The organism is Bifidobacterium sp. ESL0825 (assembly GCF_052606465.1).
This window is the reverse complement of record NZ_CP199589.1, coordinates 1040045-1062217: the sequence shown is the minus strand read 5'-3', so window position 1 is coordinate 1062217 and position 22173 is coordinate 1040045. Positions and strand designations below refer to the sequence as shown.

The 22173-nt window shown below is 59.7% G+C and carries 17 protein-coding genes and 2 tRNA genes; 15 read left to right on the top strand and 4 right to left on the bottom strand.

Going from position 1 to position 22173, the window contains the following annotated elements; genetic code table 11:
- Positions 1 to 47 precede the first annotated feature (47 nt).
- Together ACUIAG_RS04555 and ACUIAG_RS04550 are read left to right on the top strand one after the other, a co-directional pair.
- Positions 48 to 1610, top strand: a complete 1563-nt coding sequence (locus ACUIAG_RS04555; protein WP_445340327.1) for a xylulokinase — start codon at positions 48 to 50, stop codon at positions 1608 to 1610.
- A gap of 339 nt (positions 1611 to 1949) precedes the next feature.
- Entirely contained in the window at positions 1950 to 2363 is a 414-nt protein-coding gene (locus ACUIAG_RS04550; protein WP_445340326.1) for a hypothetical protein, read from the top strand.
- 358 nt (positions 2364 to 2721) lie between these two features.
- Here ACUIAG_RS04550 and ACUIAG_RS04545 read toward each other — a convergent pair.
- Both ACUIAG_RS04545 and ACUIAG_RS04540 read right to left on the bottom strand, forming a co-directional pair.
- Positions 2722 to 2793: transfer RNA gene (locus ACUIAG_RS04545), tRNA-Glu, on the bottom strand.
- A gap of 60 nt (positions 2794 to 2853) precedes the next feature.
- Entirely contained in the window at positions 2854 to 3747 is an 894-nt protein-coding gene (locus tag ACUIAG_RS04540) for a glycosyltransferase (RefSeq protein WP_045924753.1), read from the bottom strand.
- 90 nt (positions 3748 to 3837) lie between these two features.
- Between ACUIAG_RS04540 and ACUIAG_RS04535 the strand changes: the two genes are divergently transcribed.
- From ACUIAG_RS04535 to ACUIAG_RS04490, 10 genes are all read left to right on the top strand, one after another.
- Complete coding sequence (locus ACUIAG_RS04535) at positions 3838 to 5277, top strand: AI-2E family transporter (protein WP_445340325.1); 1440 nt, start codon at positions 3838 to 3840, stop codon at positions 5275 to 5277.
- Positions 5277 to 6503 carry a glycosyltransferase family 2 protein gene (locus ACUIAG_RS04530; RefSeq protein ID WP_045924751.1) on the top strand — a complete coding sequence of 409 codons (1227 nt, stop codon included), beginning with the start codon at positions 5277 to 5279 and terminating at the stop codon, positions 6501 to 6503. The genes ACUIAG_RS04535 and ACUIAG_RS04530 overlap by 1 nt, the downstream gene beginning before the upstream one ends.
- 78 nt (positions 6504 to 6581) lie before the next feature.
- Complete coding sequence (locus tag ACUIAG_RS04525; protein WP_445340324.1) at positions 6582 to 7427, top strand: ABC transporter ATP-binding protein; 846 nt, start codon at positions 6582 to 6584, stop codon at positions 7425 to 7427.
- The gene (locus ACUIAG_RS04520) at positions 7424 to 9055 is read left to right on the top strand and encodes a hypothetical protein (RefSeq protein ID WP_445340323.1); all 1632 of its coding nucleotides are present in this window, start codon (positions 7424 to 7426) and stop codon (positions 9053 to 9055) included. Before ACUIAG_RS04525 ends, ACUIAG_RS04520 begins: the two co-directional genes overlap by 4 nt.
- Positions 9056 to 9087: 32 nt before the next feature.
- A complete protein-coding gene (locus tag ACUIAG_RS04515) occupies positions 9088 to 10590 on the top strand; it encodes a D-alanyl-D-alanine carboxypeptidase/D-alanyl-D-alanine-endopeptidase (protein ID WP_445340322.1) in 1503 nt (500 codons plus the stop codon).
- Between the two features lie 19 nt (positions 10591 to 10609).
- Positions 10610 to 11719: a tRNA lysidine(34) synthetase TilS gene (tilS, locus tag ACUIAG_RS04510; RefSeq protein WP_445340321.1), complete on the top strand. Its 1110-nt coding sequence runs from the start codon at positions 10610 to 10612 to the stop codon at positions 11717 to 11719.
- Positions 11706 to 12308 carry a hypoxanthine phosphoribosyltransferase gene (gene hpt / locus ACUIAG_RS04505; protein ID WP_101432715.1) on the top strand — a complete coding sequence of 201 codons (603 nt, stop codon included), beginning with the start codon at positions 11706 to 11708 and terminating at the stop codon, positions 12306 to 12308. Before tilS ends, hpt begins: the two co-directional genes overlap by 14 nt.
- Positions 12305 to 14419 (top strand): ATP-dependent zinc metalloprotease FtsH, encoded by a 2115-nt coding sequence (gene ftsH / locus ACUIAG_RS04500; RefSeq protein WP_445340320.1) that lies wholly within the window; start codon positions 12305 to 12307, stop codon positions 14417 to 14419. Before hpt ends, ftsH begins: the two co-directional genes overlap by 4 nt.
- A gap of 82 nt (positions 14420 to 14501) precedes the next feature.
- Positions 14502 to 15584 carry a dihydroneopterin aldolase gene (locus tag ACUIAG_RS04495; RefSeq protein ID WP_045924745.1) on the top strand — a complete coding sequence of 361 codons (1083 nt, stop codon included), beginning with the start codon at positions 14502 to 14504 and terminating at the stop codon, positions 15582 to 15584.
- Positions 15581 to 16135, top strand: a complete 555-nt coding sequence (locus tag ACUIAG_RS04490) for a DUF3180 domain-containing protein (protein WP_306221231.1) — start codon at positions 15581 to 15583, stop codon at positions 16133 to 16135. Before ACUIAG_RS04495 ends, ACUIAG_RS04490 begins: the two co-directional genes overlap by 4 nt.
- A 108-nt stretch (positions 16136 to 16243) precedes the next feature.
- On the opposite strand, the gene ACUIAG_RS04485 is transcribed toward ACUIAG_RS04490, so the two are convergent.
- Positions 16244 to 17158 carry an acyl-CoA thioesterase gene (locus ACUIAG_RS04485; protein ID WP_445340319.1) on the bottom strand — a complete coding sequence of 305 codons (915 nt, stop codon included), beginning with the start codon at positions 17156 to 17158 and terminating at the stop codon, positions 16244 to 16246.
- Between the two features lie 39 nt (positions 17159 to 17197).
- Positions 17198 to 18874, bottom strand: coding sequence for an energy-dependent translational throttle protein EttA (ettA, locus tag ACUIAG_RS04480; RefSeq protein WP_313841857.1), 1677 nt, complete (start codon positions 18872 to 18874; stop codon positions 17198 to 17200).
- 305 nt (positions 18875 to 19179) lie between these two features.
- On the opposite strand from ettA, the gene ACUIAG_RS04475 reads away from it, so the two are divergent.
- The 3 genes from ACUIAG_RS04475 to ACUIAG_RS04465 all read left to right on the top strand — a co-directional run bounded on the left by ACUIAG_RS04475 (position 19180) and on the right by ACUIAG_RS04465 (position 21682).
- Positions 19180 to 19806, top strand: coding sequence for an ECF transporter S component (locus ACUIAG_RS04475; RefSeq protein WP_445340318.1), 627 nt, complete (start codon positions 19180 to 19182; stop codon positions 19804 to 19806).
- Between the two features lie 103 nt (positions 19807 to 19909).
- On the top strand, positions 19910 to 21538 hold the full coding sequence (locus tag ACUIAG_RS04470; RefSeq protein ID WP_445340317.1) for a peptide ABC transporter substrate-binding protein: 1629 nt from the start codon (positions 19910 to 19912) through the stop codon (positions 21536 to 21538).
- A 70-nt stretch (positions 21539 to 21608) separates the two neighbouring features.
- Positions 21609 to 21682 (top strand) — tRNA-Ile (locus ACUIAG_RS04465).
- Positions 21683 to 22173: the final 491 nt, after the last annotated feature.

Sequence of the window (22173 nt, the reverse complement as noted above, 5' to 3'; positions counted from 1 at the left end):
CCACATACGGAATCATGTCGGCATCCGGGCGGTTGGGAAGTCCTAGGATGACCGGTATGACCTATACAGCCGCATTCGACGTGGGGACCACGCAGGTCAAGGCCGTTCTTGTGGATGACCAGGGTTCCGCCAGGGTGTGCGCGTCCAGCGGTCTTTTGCCGCTCGACACAGGTGATGGGCGTATCGAGCAGAATCCCGAGGATTGGTTGCAGGCCTTCATCGAGGTGTCCCGTGACCTTTTGTCCAAAGCCGGGCGGAGCATCGAGCACTTCAAGAGCGACCAGGTCACCGGCATCATCATGAGCGGACAGATGCAGGACCTGATTGCCTTGGATGCACAGGGGCAGCCCGTCGGGCCGGCGATCCTGTACGCGGACGGCAGGGCCGAAGAAGAGTCTGCTGAGCTAACTGAAATCTATGGGGCTGAGTCCTTTCGAACCGTAGTGGGGAACCCGTGCGACGGGTCCCTGCCGGTGGCCAAACTGATGTGGATGTCCAGGCATCAGCCCAACCGGTATGCGCAGGTTCGCCATGTGCTCATCGATGCCAAGGATTATCTGGTTTGGTGGCTGACCGGTGCCTACTGCGGCGATATGACGGCCTGCTCGACGGCAGGCGCCATGGATCTGCATTCGCAGAAGTGGAGAAGGGACATCCTGGAGGCAGTAGGCGTGGATGCCGCAATCTTCCCGGAACTCTATTGGCCATGGGAAAGCGTCGGCACCAGCACGCCGGGCGCATCCGCTGCCACGGGGTTTGCTCCGGGAACCATGGTCTATGCGGGAATGGGGGATGCTGGCGCATCTACCTTGGGCGGCGGGGTATTCCATCCCGGTCAGTTCAATATCAACCTGGGCACATCCGGGTGGATCGCTACGGTGACAGACCGGGCTGTAACCGACCACCCTGGAATGGTCAATCTGGCCTATGTGGGCACTGACAGCATTATCAATACAGTGCCCTTCCTCAATGCCGGCAACGTGCATGCTTGGGCCACCGGAGTCTTTGCAGGGGGCAGTCCGACCGAGGGTGACAGCGACCTCTATCAGCGCATGGGGTATTTGTTGGAATCCAGCCCTGCAGGGGCACGCGGCGTGATTTGCATGCCCTATCTGGTGGGGGAGCGCTTCCCTATGATGAACCCTTCGATTCGCGGAGCCTATGTCGGCATTTCTTCCGAGACCGAGGCCTGCGACCTTGCCAGAGCCGCGCTGGAAGGCGTGTCTTATTCGATTCGTCAGGGGCTTGACCTGCTGGGCACGCCTATCGAACGCGTCACCCTGATTGGTGGCGGCACCCGCGAACCCCAATGGTGCCAGATGTTGGCGGATATCCTTGACGCGCCCGTTCAGGTGCTTGATGATGCACATCTCATGCCTGCCGTGGCCCTGGCCCAACTGGTCTCTGTTGGCAAACAGACTGGCTCGACTTCACAGCCTGATTTGCAAGCCTTGGAGGAGTTGGTGGAAGCGAACCTAGTTGGACGAGTCTATTACCCCAACGACGCAAATCGCCAAGTGTACGATGTCGGTTACAACCGGTTCCGGCGGCTATATCCGGCTTTAGATTCCCTTCGGCAATCATCTCCCGGATACGATCGTCCTTTATGATTGCTGTGACTGCGGTCGAGGCTGGCAAAGTGATCAATCTGGAAATTTAGAGTTTCCGAGCCTTTCTAATTGCAGATAATCATGTCTTCGAATGGCAACAACGATCAGTGACTGTTCTCACGTAGTCGCGAGTTCTACTATGCGAGGTTGGCGAAATCAGAGCAAGTAATGCGCCATGTCAATCCTCTAATGAATCTGACGTCAGGCTCATTAATTGAAAGTGTAGAAGTTTCAAACGTTAGGCAATTGAACTTTTATTCTTTTTAATGATTTGTGTGTGTAAAGTAAATATAAGGACAGCGGTTTGATTGCTCAAAAAACATGCTGAAAGGTAAACTAATGATGTCGGGAAATCCTAAATATATATACAGCTACAAGGGAATCGCAGATGAGCTCAAATGTGACGAAGGGGAGGTAAAAAAAGCCATGGAGTCATTAAACCTCACTTTGCCATTTTCTAGGAAAAAGCTGAAGAAGGTTGAAGAACGTATTGCTCTTTTTCATCAGGATAAAAAAATTGAATCTGCTCGAGAACGAGATCGTGAAAAAGAGGAACAAGAAGAAAAGAAAAGAGAACAGATGCAGGAAAACAGCCGGTTAAATCAAGAGTGTAAAAAGAAAAGGAACGAACGAGAAAAGAAAAATGTTCAGCCCAATTCTCATACTTTAAGCGCATCTGAACGGCTTCAGAAAGATGCTGAGGAAATTGAGTCGCAAAATCAAGAGGGTGAAGATACGCTAGATTTTGAATGATGTATCGTGTCTGTCGGTTTGACTGTGAAGCGATATATCGACATTGGGCTTCAGATATTTTATCTATTTTTACAACAGGTAAGATAATAACAACTTTATTTTTTACAAAATGTGGATTAGGGCAGATGTGATGATTCTCTTCAGGTCTGCTAAAAGCTAACAGCTTTAGTTATACGATGCATGGCAATTACACGTTTAGTGCCAAAAGTAAAAGAAGATCTCAACACCGTTATTACAGCTAAGCGTATAACTATATAAGGTTTGCCTTATATGCGCATATCTCTATTTAGTAGGAAACAGAAATAAAACGAGATCATAAATCATCAGGCTAGATGTAAATCTATATGGCGTACTTTTGTACCCCCGGAGAGAGTCGAACTCTCGCTGTCAGATTGAAAGTCTGGTGTCCTAACCGTTAGACGACGGGGGCGAACGTGGCCATGATACCCGTCACCTATGGACCAGGCAAGCCTGGTGTGCCGTCCGCCAGTCAGTGATCCTCCTGGTCCAGTTCCTGGTCGCGGCGATGGAAGAGCTCCATCTGTTCGCGGATCCAGACACGTTCCGCAGGGTTGATATCGGCGGATTCCAGGTACTTCTGGTAGACGGGGTAGAAGGCTCGCAGAATGGGGTAGATGGCGTAGAGGGTGTGCTCGGGCTTCTGTTCCCTGGTGTGTTGCGGGTGGGCGTCGAAGGTGTTCTTGAAGCGTTGCATGTAGTGGCGGAAGGATGTGAAGGAAGTGTCCATCCGGCGGGCGCTGATGCCCACGTTCATGTCCTTGCAGTAGACCGTCTTGAACCCCTGATCAATCAGGTGCAGGGAGATATCGACATCCTCGTGCATGATGTCCTCTTTGTCCCTGCAGACGTGGCTGCGTATGGCCCGCCAGGCCGTGGCGCGCAGGGCCATGTTGGAACCGTAGAGCAGGTATTGCCCGTCGTCGGCCCGGTAGATGGCCTTGCGGATGGTGTTGTCGCCCTTGAGCCCGATCCGCTTGCCTGGCATGTCATAGTAGGCCACCGGCCCAGTGGCGCCCATGGCCTTGGGGTCCCGGGTGAAGATGCCAGAGACCACCTCCACCCAATTGGGACGGAGCATGCAGTCGGCGTCAATCCGGCCCAGCACATCGCCGGTTGCCCGGTCAAGTCCGTAGTTGCGTGTGGGGATCAGCCCCTGTTCACTGTCTTGGTGGAGAAGCTTGACATGCTGGTCAGGGTGCTGATCGATGAAGTGTTGGACGATGGAGGCCGTTGCGTCTGTGGAGTGGTTGTCGACTACCAGCACCTCCTTGGGTGCCTGGCTCTGCCTGGTGGCGTTCAGGAGGCAGTCCTCAATGCGTTCTTCCTCATTCCAGGCGGGTATGACTATGGAAACGGTCAACATACCCCTCAGGATACGTGTGCCCGGATACACCGTCGGCTCAACCTGTGCCCTATGGCCCGTCATGTCAGCCATCTTGGGATAATGGAACATATGGCCAACGAGCAAAAGCAGCGCTTCGATTTCGCGACGGTCTTCCCGCCCAAGGGGGATCCGCGCCGACCTCCGGAATGGTTCGGCCGTGCCCTCCTCTATGTAGTGATAGCTGTCTTTCTGGCCTGGTTCGCCTACGCATCCTGGTGGAAGATCGAATTCCTGGTGCTGGATGTGGTGATCGCCATCTTCGTTTCCCTGGCCATGGAGCCTCTGGTGCTCAGACTGGTCAAGCATGGCTGGCGGCGGGGAGCGGCCTCTGCGGTTACGTTGATAGGTCTGATCATCATTGTGATCGTCCTTATGGGAATGTTCGGCAATTTGCTGGTTCAGCAGGTCATCGGCATGGCCAACGGGGCGCCGGCACTCTATGAGCAGGTGGCGGAATTCATCGCCAGCCGTACACCCTGGCACCTGCCGGCCATGCAGGATCTTGGCGGTGAGATCGTCAAGAACATCCAGACCTCCTGGGTGACGGACTTCGCAGGACAGGCCCTGAACACCACCGTGGGCCTGGTCGGGTCCTTCATTAATATCATGACCGTCCTGCTGGTCATCTACTACATTTCCGCCGCAGGCCCCAAACTGCGCCGCAGCCTCTGCCAGTGGCTGGCCCCCAGGAGCCAGCGCCGTTTCCTTTTTGTCTGGACCATCGCCCAGGACCAGATCTCCAGCTTCCTGTTCAGCAGAACCATTCTGGCGCTCATCTCTGCGGCCTGCATGTCGGTCTTTCTGGTCATTCTGAAGGTGCCCTACTGGCTGCCGCTGGCCCTCTTCTGCGGGCTGGTTTCCCAGTTCGTGCCAACCATCGGCACCTACATAGGCGGAGCTATTCCCGTAGTGGTGGCCTGGGGAAGCCGCGGACTGCTGGTGGCCGTGATCGTGCTGGTCTACATCATCATTTACCAGCAGATCGAAAACATGATCCTGGCCCCCAAGATCTCCCAGCGGACCATGGACCTCAACCCGGCTATCGCCTTCCTCTCCGTACTGGCCCTGGGTGCGGTCTTCGGCGCCCTGGGTGCCTTCCTGGCCCTGCCTCTGGCGGCCAGCTTCCAGGCTATATTCTCGGCTTCGGTCAAGCACTACGAGCTGATCGACTCCCCGCTCATGCAGGATCCCAAGCCGGTCGGCAAGTCCAAGGTGGTCGAGGGTGTCGAGGCCTTCAACGAGCACGTGGTTCAGCCGGTGGCCAGCCATGTGGGCAGCCGGTCGGCCAAGGGGACCAGCGCCAGGGTCCGAGTGGACGATCCGGTCATGACGATTGCCCGCGAGCTCTACCCGACCTCTTCCCCGACGGCCAAGGATCTGGATGAGTCAGCCACGGTTCCCATACCCAAGTCCGCCTCGGCTCCGGTAAGGCACAGGCCGCTCAAAGGCACCGAGACCACCAACGAGACCTCCGAGGAAGAGGATAACCCTCGCAAGGAGTGGCGCTGATGGCTCTGCTCAAAGTGCTGGACGTTCTGATGATGCTGCTGGGCGGGGTGGGCATCGTCTACCAGGCCATCTGCATCGTCATCTCCTTTGTCTCCAAGCCCACGGTTTTTCCCGAGGCCCCTTTCGACAAGCGGTTCGCCGTCCTTATTTCAGCCCGCAACGAGGAGCAGGTGGTCGGTCATCTGATCAATTCCATCAAGGAACAGACCTATCCATCCTCCATGATCGACATATGGCTGGTGGCCGATAACTGCACTGACGACACCGCCGGACTGGCCAGGTCCCTGGGCTGTCATGTGGTAGAGCGGCAGGATCCGAACCAGGTGGGCAAGGGCTACGCTCTGACCTTTCTGCTGGACCAGATACTTGAGCGGGGCCTTGCCTCCCGCTACGATGCCTATTTCGTCTTCGATGCGGACAACCTCCTGGACCGCCATTACATCGAAGAGATGAACAAGGCCTTCCAGTCCGGCTTCCGCATACTGACCAGCTACCGCAACTCGGTCAACTTTTCGGACAACTGGGTCTCCTCCGGCTCAGCCCTATGGTTCATCCGCGAATCCCGGTTCCTCAACACCTCAAGGATGGTCATCGGCTCCAGCTGCCATGTGGGCGGCACCGGGTTCATGTTTTCCAGGGAGGTTATGGAGCGCAACAACGGCTGGAAGTTCCACCTGCTGACCGAGGACCTGGAGTTCACCATGGACTCGGTTCTGCACGGCGAGCGCATCGGTTATTGCGGCACCGCCATCCTCTATGACGAGCAGCCGGTCACCTTCAAGCAGAGCTGGCGGCAGCGGCTGCGCTGGAGCAAGGGCTTCCTTCAGGTCTTCCGCTATTACGGGCCCGCCCTGATCTCCAGAGCCTTCCGTGAACGCGACTTCTCGGCCGTGGACCTGACCATTCTCATCTGCCCGCTGACCGTCCTGGCTCTGGTCCGCTGCTTCTTCGGTCTGCTCTTCCCGGCTCTGGGCTTCGTGACCTGGACCAGCCAGGTGACTGAACTGATCAATGGCATCGCAGCTGGAGTTCTGGGTGTCCTGGCCATGATGGGCCTGGCCGCACTGACGGTCCTGGCCGAGCGGGACAAGATCGGCGCATCCAACAAGGAGCTTTTCGCCTACTGCCTGAGCTTCCCCATCTTCATGCTGAGCTACCTGCCCATCTCATTCCAGGCCATCTTCGCCAATCCGGGATGGAAGCCCATCGAGCACTCGGGGCACTGAGACCGGGCATCCGCCGACATGCGAACTAGATTATGGAGGTGGCCAGGAGCGAGATAATGGTGGGATAGACTTAAGGCCATGTCCGATGAAGCCCGATCAGCCAGCATGACCGCCCACACGGCAGTGGCTCCTCCGCCCGATCCACAGGCAGCGGTCTCTATTCGCGCCCTGGTCAAGTGCTACCAGGGCCGGCCTGCTGTCAATGCCCTCTCTCTGGATATTCCCAGGGGGTCCTTCTATGGGATTGTCGGCCCCAACGGCGCGGGAAAGACCACCACGCTGAACATGGTGACCGGCCTCCTGGCGCCTGACTCCGGAAAGGTCATGATTCTGGGCAGGGACGTATGGTCTGACGTGGATACAGCCAAGCGGATCATAGGCGTCATGCCCCAAGGCGACCAGATCTTCGACAGGCTGACCGGTCTGCAATTGCTGGCCTACTCGGGCATGCTGCGTCGAATGCCGCGCGAGGAGGCGCTGAGGAGGGCCAGGGACCTGCTGGAGGCTTTTGACCTGACCGATGCCGGAGGAAAGCGCGTCTGCGATTATTCATCCGGAATGACCAAGAAGATTTGCCTGGCTACTGCCATGATTCATTCCCCCAGACTCCTTGTACTGGATGAGCCTTTCGAATCGGTCGACCCGGTCTCCAGCGCCAATCTCAAGGACATCCTTGTCGAGTATGTCGATACTGGAGGAACCGTGGTCATTTCCTCGCATGTCATGGCCCTGGTGGAGCGGATGTGCACGCATGTAGCCATCATCAATCATGGTCTGGTTCGGGCTGATGGCACGGTGGCCCAGGTCGCAGCAGGGGAGGATCTGGAGGATCGCTTCCTGGATCTCGTCGGCGGCCGCCATCAGGCCCGCCGGATCGCTTGGCTGAACGGTTCCGGGTCCGAGGAAGACCAGGAGGCGGAATGAGAACGGCAGCCACCATCATCGCCATGCGTTGGTCCATTACCTGGGGAACGGTCAAGCACTCCTCCTGGCAGATGGTCGGGGCCATCATCAGCCTGCTCATGGCCATTGGCATCTGCCTGGCCTCCTGGCAGGCTGCGCTGGCACTGGGGGGATGGCTGCCCAAGGCCGATCCGGGCGACCGCCAGCGTATGGGGACTGTATTGATCCTGTTCCTGGTCGGGCTGACTCTGGGGGTGGTCCTGATCCAACTGACCTTTCTGGGCCAGGGGTCGATCCTGGGCCCTTCGCGATTCGTCCTTTACGGGATTCCTGACGGTCAGTTGCAATTGGGGCTCTACTTGGCCGGGCTGGCCGGGCCTGCTGGATTGACCGGTCTTGTCTGCTTCCTGGCTCTGACGGCCATCTATGCCCGCATGGGTGTCGGAGCTGCGATCGTGGCTTTGGTAGCGGCACTGCTGGCTGTCATGGTGTTGCTAGCCTTGTCCCGTGCAATTTTGGACCTGGTCGGTACACTGATGGTTTCTCGGCGCACCCGGTCCGGGCTCTATCTGCTGGTCACCATGGTGATCATGGTTTTGTGCATGCTGCCCTCTTTGCTGAGCAGTGGGGTTATGAACGGCATGGCAGTGGACGCCGACTCCATGAAATCCGTGGCCGATTTGCTTGCTTGGACGCCGCTGGGTGCCGCTGTCCGTCTGCCTGAGGATCTTATTTTGGGATCATGGTGGGCTCTGGCCGGACGTCTGTTTATGGAGCTGGCCACACTGGCTCTCTGCTTCATGATCGGCATGGTGTGTCTGCGTCATGACCGTTTGCATACTGGGGCGAGGGCTGAGCGGCCGACAGCTTCCAAGGGACTGGGGATGCTGGGCCGGTCCCGGAACACTGTGGATGCTATGGCTGCGCGATTGCTGATCTATCTTCGTCAGGACTCTCGCAAGCTTGTCAGCTATCCACTTCTGCTGGTCGTGGTGATTTTATACGCAATACTCTTCCGGCAGATGCCCATGCTGATATGGCTGGGACCGGTTTTGGGCGCCCTGATACTGGAGATTCCCGAGGGCAACGCCTTGGCCTACGATGGGCTCGCCCTGCGCATGGAGATAGCTGCGGGAGTGAAGGGTCGTGAGGACCGGCTGTCCCGTGTCCGCAGCCATCTGATCGTGGCCATGCCCTGCATGCTCCTGCTTGGGCTGGTGACTTTGATTCTCTCCGGGGCAATGAAGGGCGGAAGGGACCTGGCCATCTCCTTGGATATGCTTGCTGTGACGGTCGGATTGCTTCTGTCTGGTCTGGGAGTTGCTCAGATTTTCTCGGCCCTGCTGATCTATCCGGTCCCTTCTATGGACCAGCCCTTCACTTCGCCCCAGGGGCGTGCTGTTGCCCAAGGCTTCCTGCCAATGCTGCAGTTGCTGGCTAGCCTGGTGATCATGCTGCCCACTTTATTAGTGGCGCTGCTGTCCATGACCAAAGGCGGGATGCTTCCGCTCTGGCTGCCTATGCCGGTAGCACTGGCCAACGGTTTGATTACCCTCGCCATAGGTGTAGCTTTAGGGTCCCGGATCTTCGATCGTCGACAGTCGGCCATTCTGCTGACTCTGGATCGCTACGCCTCTCTGCAGTCCTGAGGCAGTGACAGGACCAGTACTAGGCTGGTTGGATGATGCCTACCGATCCGAACTCGGTTGGCGAACACAAGTCCGGGAGTGAGCAATTGGGTGACAGACATCAGCTGCGCATGACACGCCGTCGTCGGATCAAGCGACGCTGGCGGGTGGCCCTGGCCACGCTTGTGGCTGTCATACTGGTTGCCGGCTATGCATGCATGGACTTGGCTGACCTGGTGCCTGGACCGCTGACCTTGGCCAAGACCAGTCATTCTTCGGTCCCCCCTGCGGTCATGATGGGCGTGCCGCCGACCCTTGCCGCCGACAAGCCTGGGTCCGCAGCGGATGCCGGCCAGGTCCAGCAGCTGGTCAACGCTTTCGCCGACACGCCGGGCCTGGGCAATGGCTACTCGCTGGTCGTGCGACAGGCTGACGGACGGGTGCTGGCCCAGAGGAACGCCGACCAGGCGCGCCAACCGGCCTCCACCATGAAGACCTTGACCGCAGCCGCAGCCGCCTCTGTTTTGGACATGTCCTCACAGCTGGATACTGAGGCGGTTCTGGATTCCTCTGCTCCCTCGCAGGCAACGCTGACCCTGCGCGGTCACGGCGATATGCTCCTAGGGGTAGGCAAAGACGACCCCATGCATGTCAATGGCCGGGCCGGTCTAGGGACTCTGGCCGAGAAGACGGCTCAGGCTCTGCGCCGGCAGGGGATCGACCGAGTGGCCCTGGCCTACCAAGACACGCTTTTCGGCGACGATCGGGAGCCGGAGGGAATTGCAGAAAATAATCCTGATGGAATCTACTTCCAGATGCCGGTCTCCATGGCTGTGGATGAGGCCCGGCAGGGACGGACTGAGCCTGTTGTCTACCCGGATGCAGGGGTCTACTTGCCCAGGGTCGAAAACCCGGCTCAGGCCGCTGCAGTTTCCTTCGCCAGCCGCCTGATGGAGTCCGGGATCCAGGTGGACAATGCCCAGGGGCCCGACCGGGCCGACCATGCCCAGGGCAGGGTTCTGGCCCGTATCAGCTCGGCGCGGCTCAGCGAGGTCATGTCGCTGATGCTGCGCAACTCCGACAACAGCCTGGCCGAGCTTTTCGGCCGTCTGACCGCCTTGGCCCTGAACATGCCCAACAGTCCAGCTGGGGCTGTGAAAGCCGTTGTCAGCACGCTGAACAAGCTGGGCGTGGACACCGCGGGACTCAACATGGCCGACTGCTCGGGGCTTACTCCTGGCTCCGTCCTGCGGGTGGGCACCTTGGCTGACGTCCAGCAACTGGCTCTTGCTGACAAGGGCTTGACCCCCCTAGTCAAGGGCCTGTCTGTAGTGGGCCTGACCGGCACAGCGGCCAGCCGAAAGGTGGATGACCAGGCTGATGGACTGATTAGGGTCAAGACCGGCACTCTGGATCAGGTGACCTCGCTTACGGGCAATGTGATTCGTCGCTCTGGCGGCGTTTTGGTCTTTGCTGTGATCATCAACGATTCCGAGGACGCGGCTGCTGCCCGACAGGCTGTGGACACCTTGGTCGGATCCTTGGATCGGATTTGAGCAGGAAGAAGCCTGGACCATGGTCTATTCAGCGGCAATGAAAAAGGCGGTGGGGCTCCTGCGTTCGACCCTTGACGGGGAGGGTTTGGGCCTGCAGGATCAGCGGTTCGCCCATCACGGGGTGCATCGGCACGATCCGGATGCCCCATTGATTCTGGTGGCCTGCTCTGGAGGCCGGGATTCCCTGGCCCTGGCCTGTGCGGCCCACCTGGTGGCCGACATGACCGGGCTGCGGTGCGGTGCCCTGCTGATCGATCATGGTCTGATACCTGATTCGGATCAGGTCGCAGAGCGCGCGGCTGGAACCTGCCGGAAGCTGGGATTGGATCCGGTCCGCGTCACCAGAGTGGATGTACCGGTCACCTCGGCCGGCCCTGAGGCCGATGCACGTGCAGCCCGCTACCAGGCGCTCTCCGAACAGGCCCTCGAGCTGGGGGCCAAGGCCGTCCTTCTGGCGCACACTCGTGACGATCAGGCTGAGACGGTGCTGATCGGACTGATTCGCTCACAGGGGCTGGAGGCCATCACCGGCATGGCTCGGCGTGTGGAGCGTGGGGGAATGCGTTACCTGCGTCCCTTTCTGGACCTGGACCGGAAGGATACCACGGCTATTTGCCGCCAGCAGGGGATCGACTGGTGGGATGACCCTACTAACGGCGATGATCGACCGGCTGATTCCACGCTTCCCGAGACCCTGCCGCTGCGCTCGCGGATCCGCCACGACCTGCTGCCGGCCTTGAATCGCTTCGCTGGGCGGGACATGGCCCGCCGCCTGGCCCTTGGCGCGGATATGGCCCGTCTGGATCAGGATTATTTGGACACCCAGGTGGATGGCTTGTTCCAGCGGCTGGTCTCCCGCCCCGATTCGGACCAGATAGCCAAGGGGGTGCTGGCCTGCTTGGATGCCCACGGATTGGCCGACTGCCATCCGGCTCTGCGCACCCGCTTGCTGGCCCAGGTACTGACCAAACTGGGCATACGGTTCACGGCCGTGCAGGTCCAGGCTCTGGATAATTTGGTCTGCCGGTGGCACGGCCAGCAGGGCCCTCGTTTTCCCAGCTCCCATACAGCAATCCGTAAGGGTCAAGTCATTCTCATATGCAATGATGGAGACCATGCGCATCGCTGATATTCAATCCCATATCGACCATGAACTGGTGTCCAAGGAACGGATAGAAGAGCTGATCAACCGGACGGCCAAGCAGGTCAGCCGGGATTACCGGGGCAAGAACCCGATCATGCTGGCCGTGCTCAAGGGGGCTTTCAACACGCTTGCCGCCCTCTCGCAGGCCGTCACCATTCCGGTTCAGATCGAGTTCATGAGCATCTCCAGCTATCCGGCAGGCAAGACCAGCGTTTCTGAGGGAGACCTGGACATCAGGATGGATTTGGACTGCGATGTGCGCGGTCGGCATATTCTGATCGTTGAGGATATTATCGATTCCGGCTACACCTTGCACTGGTTGGTCGAGCATCTCAAGGAGCGAGGGGCTGCATCGGTGGAGATCTTCACTCTGCTGGACAAGACCTCGCGGCACGAGGTGGAGGTGGATGTCAAATATCCAGGGTTCGCCATACCCGACGAATTCGTTGTGGGCTTTGGGCTGGATTACGACGAGCAGTACCGTAATCTCGACTCGATAGCCGTACTCAGGTCCGAGGAATACATGGACCCGACCCAGAAACAGGATCATCAGGATCAGGGGGAGCAGTCATGAGCTACTCGCAGGGACCGCAGCAGGGTCCGCCCAATGGGGGCAAGGACAACGGAGACAAGGGCAACAACCCCTTCAACTTCAACCTGGGCAACAACGGTTCTGGCCCCAATGGGGGCAACCGCTCATTCTGGCGTTCCCCTTGGCTCTGGGGGATTCTGGCCGTGGTCATCATCCTGGCCATCTTCGGCTTCTTCAGCAGCCAGAACGGCGCTCAGACCATCGATACCCAGGATGGCCTGGAGCTGCTGAACGATCGCAGCAGCATGGTCAAGAAGGCCGAGATCACCGAGAAAATGCAGGTCGTCGAGCTCAAGCTCAATAGTGACTTCGTCAAGGATGTGCCCGGCTTCCGCGGCAACCGCACCTCCAAGAACTTCGGCAAGGACGTGCAGTTCTACTACGTGGAGGCCCAGGGGCAGCAGGTGGTCAAGGCCGTAGAGAAGGCCAAGCCCTCCGAGGGGTACAACTCGGTGGTGCCGCAGACCAGCATGATGAGCTACCTGATCTCCTCCATCCTGCCCATGCTGATCATTTTGGGAGTCTTTTGGTTCCTGCTCTCGCGCATGTCCTCGGCGGCCGGCGGCGGCATGTTCGGCATGGGGGGCAAGAAGAACTCCGCCAAGCTCAGCGACGGGCAGACCCCCAAGACCAAGTTCTCGGACGTGGCCGGCGAGGAGGCCGCAGTCCAGGAGGTGGAGGAGATCAAGGAGTTCCTCAAGGATCCCTCCAAGTACAAGGCCCTGGGCGCTCGCATACCCCGTGGCGTCCTGCTCTATGGCCCCCCTGGAACCGGCAAGACCCTGCTGGCCAGGGCCATCGCCGGCGAGGCCAGCGTGCCCTTCTACTCCATGGCAGGCTCTGACTTCGTCGAGATGTTCGTCGGTCTGGGCGCCTCCCGAGTGCGCGACCTGTTCGATGAGGCCAAGAAGAACGCGCCGGCCATCATCTTCATCGATGAGATCGATGCTGTGGGCGGCAAGCGCGGCTCCGGAATGAGCGGTGGCCATGACGAGCGCGAGCAGACCCTGAACCAGTTGCTGGTGGAGATGGACGGCTTCGACAACGACACCAACCTGATCATCATTGCAGCCACCAACCGTCCCGACATTCTGGATCCGGCCCTGCTCAGGCCCGGCCGGTTCGACCGCCAGGTAGCCGTGGAAGCTCCTGATCTGGAGGGCCGTGAGGCCATCCTCAAGGTCCATGCCAAGGGCAAGCCCTTCGTGCCTGACGTGGATCTGCACACTGTGGCCGTGCGGACGCCTGGCTTCACCGGCGCCGACTTGGCCAACGTGCTCAACGAGGCTGCTCTGCTGACCGCACGTTCCGATGCCCAGCTGATCGACAACCGGGCCATCGACGAGGCCATCGACCGCGTGCTGAGCGGACCTCGGCGGCGGACCAAGGGCATGGCTCTGGCCGAGATGCGCAACACCGCCTACCATGAGGGCGGCCATGCCATGGTTGCTGCGGCCCTGCACCACACCGACCCGGTCACCAAGGTGACCATTCTGCCTCGCGGGCGGGCCCTGGGCTACACCGCGGTCATGCCCACCACGGACCGCTACTCGCAGTCCCGCAACGAGCTGCTGGACCAGATGGCCTATGCCATGGGCGGCCGCGTGGCGGAGGAGGTGGTCTTCCATGACCCGACCACTGGCGCCTCCAACGACATCGAGAAGGCCACCAGCATCGCCCGCCAGATGGTCCTGCAGTATGGGTTCTCATCCAAGTTGGGCGCCATCAAGTGGGCTGACGAAAATGACCAGGACGCCGGACTCGATGCCCTGAAGCCCCACAACTACTCAGAGAAGACGGCCGAGGCCATCGATGAGGAGGTCCACAATCTCATCGAGACGGCTCACGAAGAGGCTTGGCGGATCATCACTGAAAACCGTGACGTGCTGGATGAGCTCGTTCGACAGCTCCTGGTCAAAGAGACTCTGAACAAGGACGAGCTGGCTGCGGTCTTCGATGGTCTGCGCAAGGCTCCCGAACGTCAGCTCTGGCTGTCTGCGCCGGATCGGCCGGACTCCGAGCAGCCTCCGGTGGAGATTCCTGAGGAGCTCAGGCGCAGCGTAAACGGACCGTCCGCAGAGGACCAGCACTGAATTCTGAATCGGCTCGGTGCCCTGCATATGGTCCCGGGGCCTGTGCCAGTGAATCTTCCAAGGCGAGGGAGGAGCGTACATCATGGATTCCATCCGTCTGAGTTCCATCAAGGTCGCACCCCTGCATGGCCAGCAGAAGCCTGGGCTCGGCTACCAGGTCGATGCCGTCCTCTACCTGGATTTGAGTGAGGCAGGCAGGCTCAACGACGGCACTCAGACCGTGGACTATGTGCAGATTGTCCGGCGGATCGTCAACCTGGTCCAAAACGAGCCGGCTGATGAGATTCTGGAGTCCCTGACCGCCAAGGTGGCTGATGCCATCCTGCTCTCCCATCAGATCCGCCGCACCCGGGTCACGGTCACCCGTCTGGGTGCTGACCAGGGAACAGGGGTCGGTTTCCAGGTGGGCGTCACCCTGGAGCGTGCGGCCGACGACCAGGTGGAAGGCAACCCGGCCAGCATGGAATCTGGACGAGTCAGGGGCGGCGGGAATGCTGCTCTAGGGCATCCCTCCTTCCTGCTGTCTGGTCAGGCCGATTCTGGCCATGCGGCACAGGCCCGGCTGCGTCACCCCGTAACCTCCTCCACGCAGAACAGCCTGTCCTCAGATTTGGAGAATGATAACGAAGCGTCTAGTCAGCCGACTGTTGAGGGGGCCAAGCCAAAGGGCCTTCTGATGCGTGATGTGATTGCGCTGGAGGGAGCATCGGGAACCGACCGGCTGACCATGCTTCGTGCTCTCGCAGCATTGGACGGGATCCCCGGCAGCCAGTTGGTCGGCATCTCGCCCCTATATGCCTATCGGGACGACCAGGGTGATCAGCGTCTATCGGCCGTGGTTATTCTGCAGACACCGCTGAATCTGGAGGAACTGCGGTCGGCCCTGGACATGGTGGCCGCCCCTATCAGACAGATGGGCGGATTGGATGCAGACGTGGTCGAGGTGGAGAGCTTGGATGGTTCGGTTCTGTCCTCTCAGGACCGCCCGCCTCTGCTGGCTGCCCATGCTCCATCGCGCATTTTGATTCCCTGGGCTTACTTGGAGCCTGAACACAGTCTGCCTGGAGCTGACGGATCCTGTCTGGCAAGCCTGGCCAACCGCGCTCCTGACCGGGATCGCATCAGCCTGGTCTCGGAGGACTGGATTCTGGACGGGTTGTCATGAGGGCCCGCCGCACACCGCTCGTGCACTACCTGGTCGCCCTGGTCTTGGGGCTGATGGGAGGCGCCGGCATCTCGGAACTGGGCATGTCCACAAGGACGGACCTCATGGGGGTTCCCTGGCTGGTCAGCGTATTGCTCTTCCTGCTGGGGGCGGCCATCCTGATTATGGCCTTCCAGGTGCATCGCTATGCCAAGGGAGACCGCAAGGAGATGGATTTGCGCTTCGCGGTCAACGTGCTGATCATGAGCAAGGCCTTGGGCGTTGCCTGTGCCGCCCTGTTGGGCTGGTATGGCAGTCAGGCACTGATCAGCATGGGGCATGCAGGCGCGCCCTATTACACGCGGGTCATGCAGGAGTGCCTGGTCGCCTCCCTGGTCTGTCTGATCGATGTGGTGGCCGGAGCTGTGGGGGAGTGGCTCTGCCAGTTGCCCCCGGATGACGGGCCTGAGAACCCCGATCGGCGCAAGTCCTCACGAAGACCCATGGCCGATGCGACTGATACCGCTGACAGGGCGAAGATCAAAGCCAATTCAAGTAAAAGGCCGGGCTGAACAGCGTTCGAGGCCGTAGCCTAAGGCATTTCCGAAGATAGCCGACCTGCTGCAGACCAGGCTGTTGACTCGTCGCCTTGGAAAAATACGCGATGACCTTGTGGCCGCTCAGTTTTTAGGCACCCTAATCATGGCCTCCTGAACCATGTAGGCTGCCAAATCACCCTGACGGTTGTAAACCTTGGCCATGCACAGGCTGCGGCCGTGGTCGGCCACTGGGGACTCCTGAATAAAGCAGTGCCAGTCGCAAGGATCCAGATCCTGATACCACCACATGGCATGGTCGATGGAGGCGAAGGAGATCCCCGGGGTGGTCATGCTCAGCCCGGCACGGCGCAGGGCGGGCTCCATCATGATCTGATCGCATTCCATGGCCAGCAGGGCCCGGCGCATCAGCGGATTCAGGTCGGCACTTCCCTGGGTGCGGCTCCAAACGGCCTGGCGGCTCCTGCTGTCATCCTCGGAATTCCTTTTGTCTGCCTCATCTGCATCATCCAGCAGGACCGTGCCGCCGACGTGGCGCATGTCGAAGGGGCTCTGATGGGCATAGTAGTCAGCGAAGGGGGACTGGTCGGCATAGGGTTCCATCAGCTCCCGGGAGCCGGGCAGGTCCTCCGGATCGGGCAGCCCCGTCGGCATGGGGTCGGCATAGCGGATGCCCTCCTGGCCGACCTGCTGGTAGGAGAGCAGAGCGTTCAGGATGGTCCGTTCCCCCTGGTGCAGATCAACACGTCTGGAGGAGAAGGAGTGCCCATCTCGAATGGTCTCGACTTCAGCTTGAACGTCCTGATCCAGGAGTCCAGTGCGCAGGTAATAGGCGTGCATCGAGTGGGGCAATCGACCCTCCGGCACGGTCCGCCCGCCGGCCATGATGGCCTGACCCAGCAGCTGGCCCCCGTAAAGGCGGCCTGTGGGGAAGTCCAGCGATTTGCCTAGAAAACGGGAACGGCCATCGGCAGGCTGCTGTTTTTGCAAATTCAACCCGGCGATGGCCTGGGCCAGTGCTTCATCCTCGGTGCTCATGCTTCTCCTGGGCCCTCGATCCCTCGTGATGTGCTTCGTTCAGCGGGTCAGCTTGCGGTGGATGCGGTGGGGCCTGGAGGCCTCCTCGCCCAGACGCTTGACCTTGTTCTCCTGGTAGGCCTGGAAGTTGCCCTCGAACCAGTACCAGGAGGCCGGATTCTCGTCCGTGCCCTCCCAGGCCAGAATATGAGTGGCGATCCGGTCCAGGAACCAGCGGTCGTGGGAGATGACCACAGCGCAGCCGGGGAAGGCCAACAGGGCGTTCTCCAGGCTCTCCAGGGTTTCCACATCCAAGTCGTTGGTTGGCTCGTCCAGCAGGAGGAGGTTGCCGCCCTGCTTGAGGGTGAGTGCCAGGTTCAGTCTGTTGCGCTCGCCGCCGGATAGGACGCCGGCCGGCTTCTGCTGATCCGAACCCTTGAAGCCGAATGAGGCCACATAGGCGCGGGTGGGCACCTCGACGCCGCCGACCTCGATGAAGTCCAGCCCGCCGGAGACCACCTCCCAGAGGTTCTTGTCAGGATCAATGCCCTCGCGGTTCTGATCCACATAGGAGATCTTGACCGTGTCGCCGACCTCCAAGGAGCCCGATGTCAGAGGCTCCAAGCCCACAATGGTCTTGAAGAGCGTCGACTTGCCCACGCCATTGGGCCCGATGACGCCCACAATCCCGTTTCGAGGCAGGGTGAAGCTCAGATCGTCGATCAGGACGCGGTCGCCGAAGGCCTTGTGGATGTGCTCGGCCTCCAGCACCTTGGAGCCCAGACGGGGACCCGGCGGAATCTGAATCTCGGAGAAGTCCAGCTTCTTGTTGTTCCGGGCCTCGTTCTCCATCTGCTCATAGCGCTCCAGACGGGCCTTGTTCTTGGCCTGCCGGGCCTTGGGGGAGGAGCGGACCCATTCCAGTTCGTTGTTGAGACGCTTGGCCAGTTTGGCGTCCTTCTGCCCCTGGACCTCCAGACGCTTGGCCTTGGTCTCCAAGTAGGTGGAGTAGTTGCCCTGGTAGGGGTAGAGGTGGCCGCGGTCCACCTCGCAGATCCATTCGGCCACGTTGTCCAGGAAGTACCGGTCGTGGGTCACGGCCAGGACAGCGCCCTTATAGGTGTGCAGGTACTGTTCCAGCCAGAGGATGGACTCGGCATCCAAGTGGTTGGTGGGCTCGTCCAGCAGGAGCAGGTCGGGGGCTTCCAGCAGCAGCCGGCATAGAGCCACCCGACGGCGCTCCCCTCCAGAGATGACCGAGACCGGGGTGTCCGGGTCGGGGCACTGCAGGGCATCCATGGCCTGATCCAGCTGGGAATCCAGATCCCAGCCATTGGCGGCATCAATTTGCTCCTGGAGCTGGCCCATCTCGGTCATGAGGGCGTCGTAATCGGCATTGGGATCGGCCATCTGCTCGCCGATCTGGTTGAAGCGGTCCACCTTGCTCATGATGTCGCCGAAGGCCATGCGAATGTTCTCGCCAACGGTCTTGTCTTCGTCCAGGGGCGGCTCCTGCTGGAGGATGCCTACCGTGTAGCCGGGGGTGAGCTGAGCCTCGCCGTTGCTGACCGTGTCCAGGCCAGCCATGATCCGCAGCAGGGTGGACTTGCCCATGCCGTTGGGGCCCACCACGCCGATCTTGGCGCCGGGCAGGAAACTCAGGGTCACATCGTCCAGGATGACGCGGTCGCCGAAGGACTTGCGCGCCTTGATCATCTGATAAATGAATTCGGCCAAGAAGCTACCTCACAGAACCATAGAAAAGACAGTGGAAACTGCATTCATGGTAGTGGAAACTTCTGACTTATGCGCCGGGCTGATAAGCAAGGTCAGGCAGGCGGATGGCCGCCTATAAACAAGACCTATGACCAGACCCTGGTTCTGCCGCCGTGGTCGGGGTAGCCTTGAGTCGACGTTCCCGCCCGGCATGCGCAGGTCAAGGAACGCCGGACGGACCTTTGCCGGCTTGGGCGGGTTCCCTCCTATCGCTGTGCGCATGAGGAACGGGCCGTCCGCTCTATGACGGTCGCAAGGGAGTATCAATGACGGAGAAACAGCAGCAGGGTCGGATTTCCACAGCTCATCGGTTGCGTTGGAGGCCGCTTGACATAGCGGTCGGCGCAGGCCTGGGCGCGGTGTCGGGGTTGATTTACTGGTTGGCCAGCCTGCTCGCCTCGTGGATATTCCCGCTGATGACGGCCCTGCTTCCGGGGATGGCGGCCCTTTTGCATGGGGTCTTCTACTTTCCCTGCACCCTTTCCATGCTGATACTGCGCAAGCCAGGCGCAGCCGTCTACGTTGGCATCATCAGTGTCCTGGTCGAGATTCTGCCTGGCAACGCCTATAACGTGCCGATGATTTTGGTGGAGGCCATCGTCGAGGCCCTGTGCGCGGAACTGGCCTTCGGAATATTCCGCTACCGTCGTTGGACCCTGGGAACGACCGTTCTGGGGGGTGTCCTGATAGCCTTGGTCTATAACGCTTTTCTCCTAGCCTTCTATTATCAGGGGGTCTCCCTCCTCAGCCCGAGGGGGATCATCGGCACCATCTGCGAGCTGATCAGTGGAGTGGTCCTGGCTGGACTGGTCAGCTGGTTCCTCTTCCGGGCCATCGGCAGCACCGGTGCTCTGGATCGGCTGGCATCCGGGCAGGATGTCAGGCAGGTCTGAATATCGGCATCCTCGCCCAACCGACCGTATTGACCATATGTTTATTGACTCAGTGTTTCCCGTGCAGCTGTGACAGCCCATACCGGGCAGGAAGGGTCCTACTATGACCAAACTTCGTTCCTACCTTGCAGCAGCGGTGCTTCCGCTCATCCTGGCAGCGGGCGCCTGCGGCCCCTCCCAGGCCTCCCAAGAAGACAGGATTGACCCTCAGGCCGCCATCAGCGTCAACAATGCCGAACCTACGGCTCCGCTGATTCCCTCCAGCACCAACGACACCGCGGGCTGGAAGGTGGTGACCCAGCTCTTCGACGGGTTGGTCACCTTCGATGCCAAAGGCGGGATGACCCTGGTCGAGGCCAAATCGATTACTCCCAATGAGGATGCAAGCCAGTACACGATTGTCCTCAAACCAGGACTCACCTTCAGCGATGGGGAGAAGATCACAGCCAAGACCTATGCGGATTCCTGGTCCTTCGCTGCGAATGCAGCCAATGGGCAGCTGGGCGCCTCGGCTTTTTCGACCATCGCCGGGTACGAGCAGGTGCAGGATGAGCATGGCGACCCCAAGGCTCCTCTGTCCGGTCTCCGGGTGGTCGACGACCTGACCCTGGAGGTGACCATGGACAAGCCGGATTCCTCCTTCCCCTACAAGGTAGGAGATGTGGCCTTCCTTCCACTGCCGGCAGCCGCCTACAAGGACATCAAGGCCTTCGGCAAGAAACCGATCGGGAACGGGCCCTACCGCTTCAAATCATGGGTGCCTAATCAGGGCATCAAGCTGGAGAAGGATCCCTCATACAAGGGACCGCGCAAGGCTCGGAACGGAAGCCTGGAGTTCAGGGACTACCAGAGCCTCGATGCCGCCTATGCCGATATCCAAGCCGGTCACCTGGATGTGCTCGATACGGTTCCGGTCTCCCGCCTGAAAACCTTCCATACCGATTCGGGCCTGCAGCCCCTGATCAAGCCAGGGCCGGCCTTCCGTTCCCTGACCATCCCGCAAGGCCTGCAGCATTTCCAGGGGCAGGAGGGCGCCCTTCGCCGGGCGGCCCTGTCGTATGCTCTGGATCGCGCGAAAATAGCCGACAAGGTCTTCGCTGGTTCGGTTACGCCGGCCACTGATTTCCTGGCACCCACCATCAAGGGCAATGCCTCCGACATCACAGGCAAAGAGGTGCTGAGCCACGATCCGGACCAGGCCCGTAAACTGTGGAAGCAGGCTGATGCCATATCTCCCTGGGAAGGCACGCTTCGCATTGCGTACAGTGCCGATGGGGCAGACAAGGACTGGGTTGATGCGGTTCTGCATGAGTATGCCCAGGTTCTGGGAATCAAGACGGCACCGAATATCTTCCCGACTGGCAAGGAATTCAATACTGCAGTTCATAACCGTCAGGTCAACAGTATTTTCAATTCGGGCATCACCTCGGACTATCCCCACCCCGAAGGCTACTTGGTTCAGGGATATGCCTCTAGCCAGGCCGATGGCAAGGGTCTGAACAATGGGGACTACAAGAGCGCCGAATACGATGCCATCCTTTCCCGTGCCGCGTCAAAGACCGATCAGGACGAAGCCATGCAGGATTACCGCGAGGCTGAAGCCGTTCTCTTAAAGGATCTTCCGGTGCTGCCGCTCTGGTACAGGAAGGTCTCAGCGGTGGCCGGCAAGCAGGTTCGCCAGGCTCCTTTCGGATACATGGGTCTGCCTGTCTACAACCAGGTCACCAAGTAAGTCCGACAACCCGGATCTGGCTGATGACGAGTCGTTTTGATACCATGACTCTGGCCGGTACGGTCGGCGCGGGGCCTTAGCTCAGTCGGTTAGAGCAAACGACTCATAATCGTTCGGTCCAGGGTTCAAGCCCCTGAGGCCCCACACAGACAAGCCCCCCGGAACCTTCTAAAGGTTCCGGGGGGCTTTATTGATGGATCGAATTAAGAGGTTCAGGTTTCTCAGCCCAGCACTGGTTCGCGTCTTCGATGACTGCCAGTGCAATGACTAAGGTTTTGTCCCCCGAACTTTCTTGATAGTCTTAGTAGAAGGACCAGCCCCGGCTAATGTCGGGGCCGTCCTCTCGCCGCCTAGCTCTAGCATCCATGATTCACCGATGCAAATATGTATGGCTTCACATGTAAGCCGGGGGAAAAGAGCTAGGCGCGTTTTTTATGTCGGATCATAGAGCACCCTCGGTGTATATCCACTTCTCGGTGCCCCAAACGTGCTTACGTAGACAGCCATCAGATCTGCGCACGGCACAATAATCCGGAAGCGCTTCCGTAGAACCGCTAAGTATGAGAATTTATCAGGGAAAAGAATACGGGACGGGCTCGAGTAGGAGCCGTCGGCTTATGCCGGGAAACTATACG

What these genes read in the sequence shown, in the direction of transcription:
- ACUIAG_RS04490 (WP_306221231.1), top strand. Translation starts at nt 15,581, where the DNA reads ATGAGGGCCCGCCGCACACCGCTCGTGCACTACCTGGTCGCCCTGGTC.
- ACUIAG_RS04550 (WP_445340326.1), top strand. Translation starts at nt 1,950, where the DNA reads ATGATGTCGGGAAATCCTAAATATATATACAGCTACAAGGGAATCGCA.
- ACUIAG_RS04515 (WP_445340322.1), top strand. Translation starts at nt 9,088, where the DNA reads ATGATGCCTACCGATCCGAACTCGGTTGGCGAACACAAGTCCGGGAGT.
- ACUIAG_RS04530 (WP_045924751.1), top strand. Translation starts at nt 5,277, where the DNA reads ATGGCTCTGCTCAAAGTGCTGGACGTTCTGATGATGCTGCTGGGCGGG.
- ACUIAG_RS04520 (WP_445340323.1), top strand. Translation starts at nt 7,424, where the DNA reads ATGAGAACGGCAGCCACCATCATCGCCATGCGTTGGTCCATTACCTGG.
- hpt (WP_101432715.1), top strand. Translation starts at nt 11,706, where the DNA reads ATGCGCATCGCTGATATTCAATCCCATATCGACCATGAACTGGTGTCC.
- ACUIAG_RS04555 (WP_445340327.1), top strand. Translation starts at nt 48, where the DNA reads ATGACCGGTATGACCTATACAGCCGCATTCGACGTGGGGACCACGCAG.
- ACUIAG_RS04535 (WP_445340325.1), top strand. Translation starts at nt 3,838, where the DNA reads ATGGCCAACGAGCAAAAGCAGCGCTTCGATTTCGCGACGGTCTTCCCG.
- ftsH (WP_445340320.1), top strand. Translation starts at nt 12,305, where the DNA reads ATGAGCTACTCGCAGGGACCGCAGCAGGGTCCGCCCAATGGGGGCAAG.
- ACUIAG_RS04540 (WP_045924753.1), bottom strand. Translation starts at nt 3,747, where the DNA reads ATGTTGACCGTTTCCATAGTCATACCCGCCTGGAATGAGGAAGAACGC.
- ACUIAG_RS04525 (WP_445340324.1), top strand. Translation starts at nt 6,582, where the DNA reads ATGTCCGATGAAGCCCGATCAGCCAGCATGACCGCCCACACGGCAGTG.
- ACUIAG_RS04475 (WP_445340318.1), top strand. Translation starts at nt 19,180, where the DNA reads ATGACGGAGAAACAGCAGCAGGGTCGGATTTCCACAGCTCATCGGTTG.
- ACUIAG_RS04495 (WP_045924745.1), top strand. Translation starts at nt 14,502, where the DNA reads ATGGATTCCATCCGTCTGAGTTCCATCAAGGTCGCACCCCTGCATGGC.
- ACUIAG_RS04485 (WP_445340319.1), bottom strand. Translation starts at nt 17,158, where the DNA reads ATGAGCACCGAGGATGAAGCACTGGCCCAGGCCATCGCCGGGTTGAAT.
- ACUIAG_RS04470 (WP_445340317.1), top strand. Translation starts at nt 19,910, where the DNA reads ATGACCAAACTTCGTTCCTACCTTGCAGCAGCGGTGCTTCCGCTCATC.
- tilS (WP_445340321.1), top strand. Translation starts at nt 10,610, where the DNA reads ATGGTCTATTCAGCGGCAATGAAAAAGGCGGTGGGGCTCCTGCGTTCG.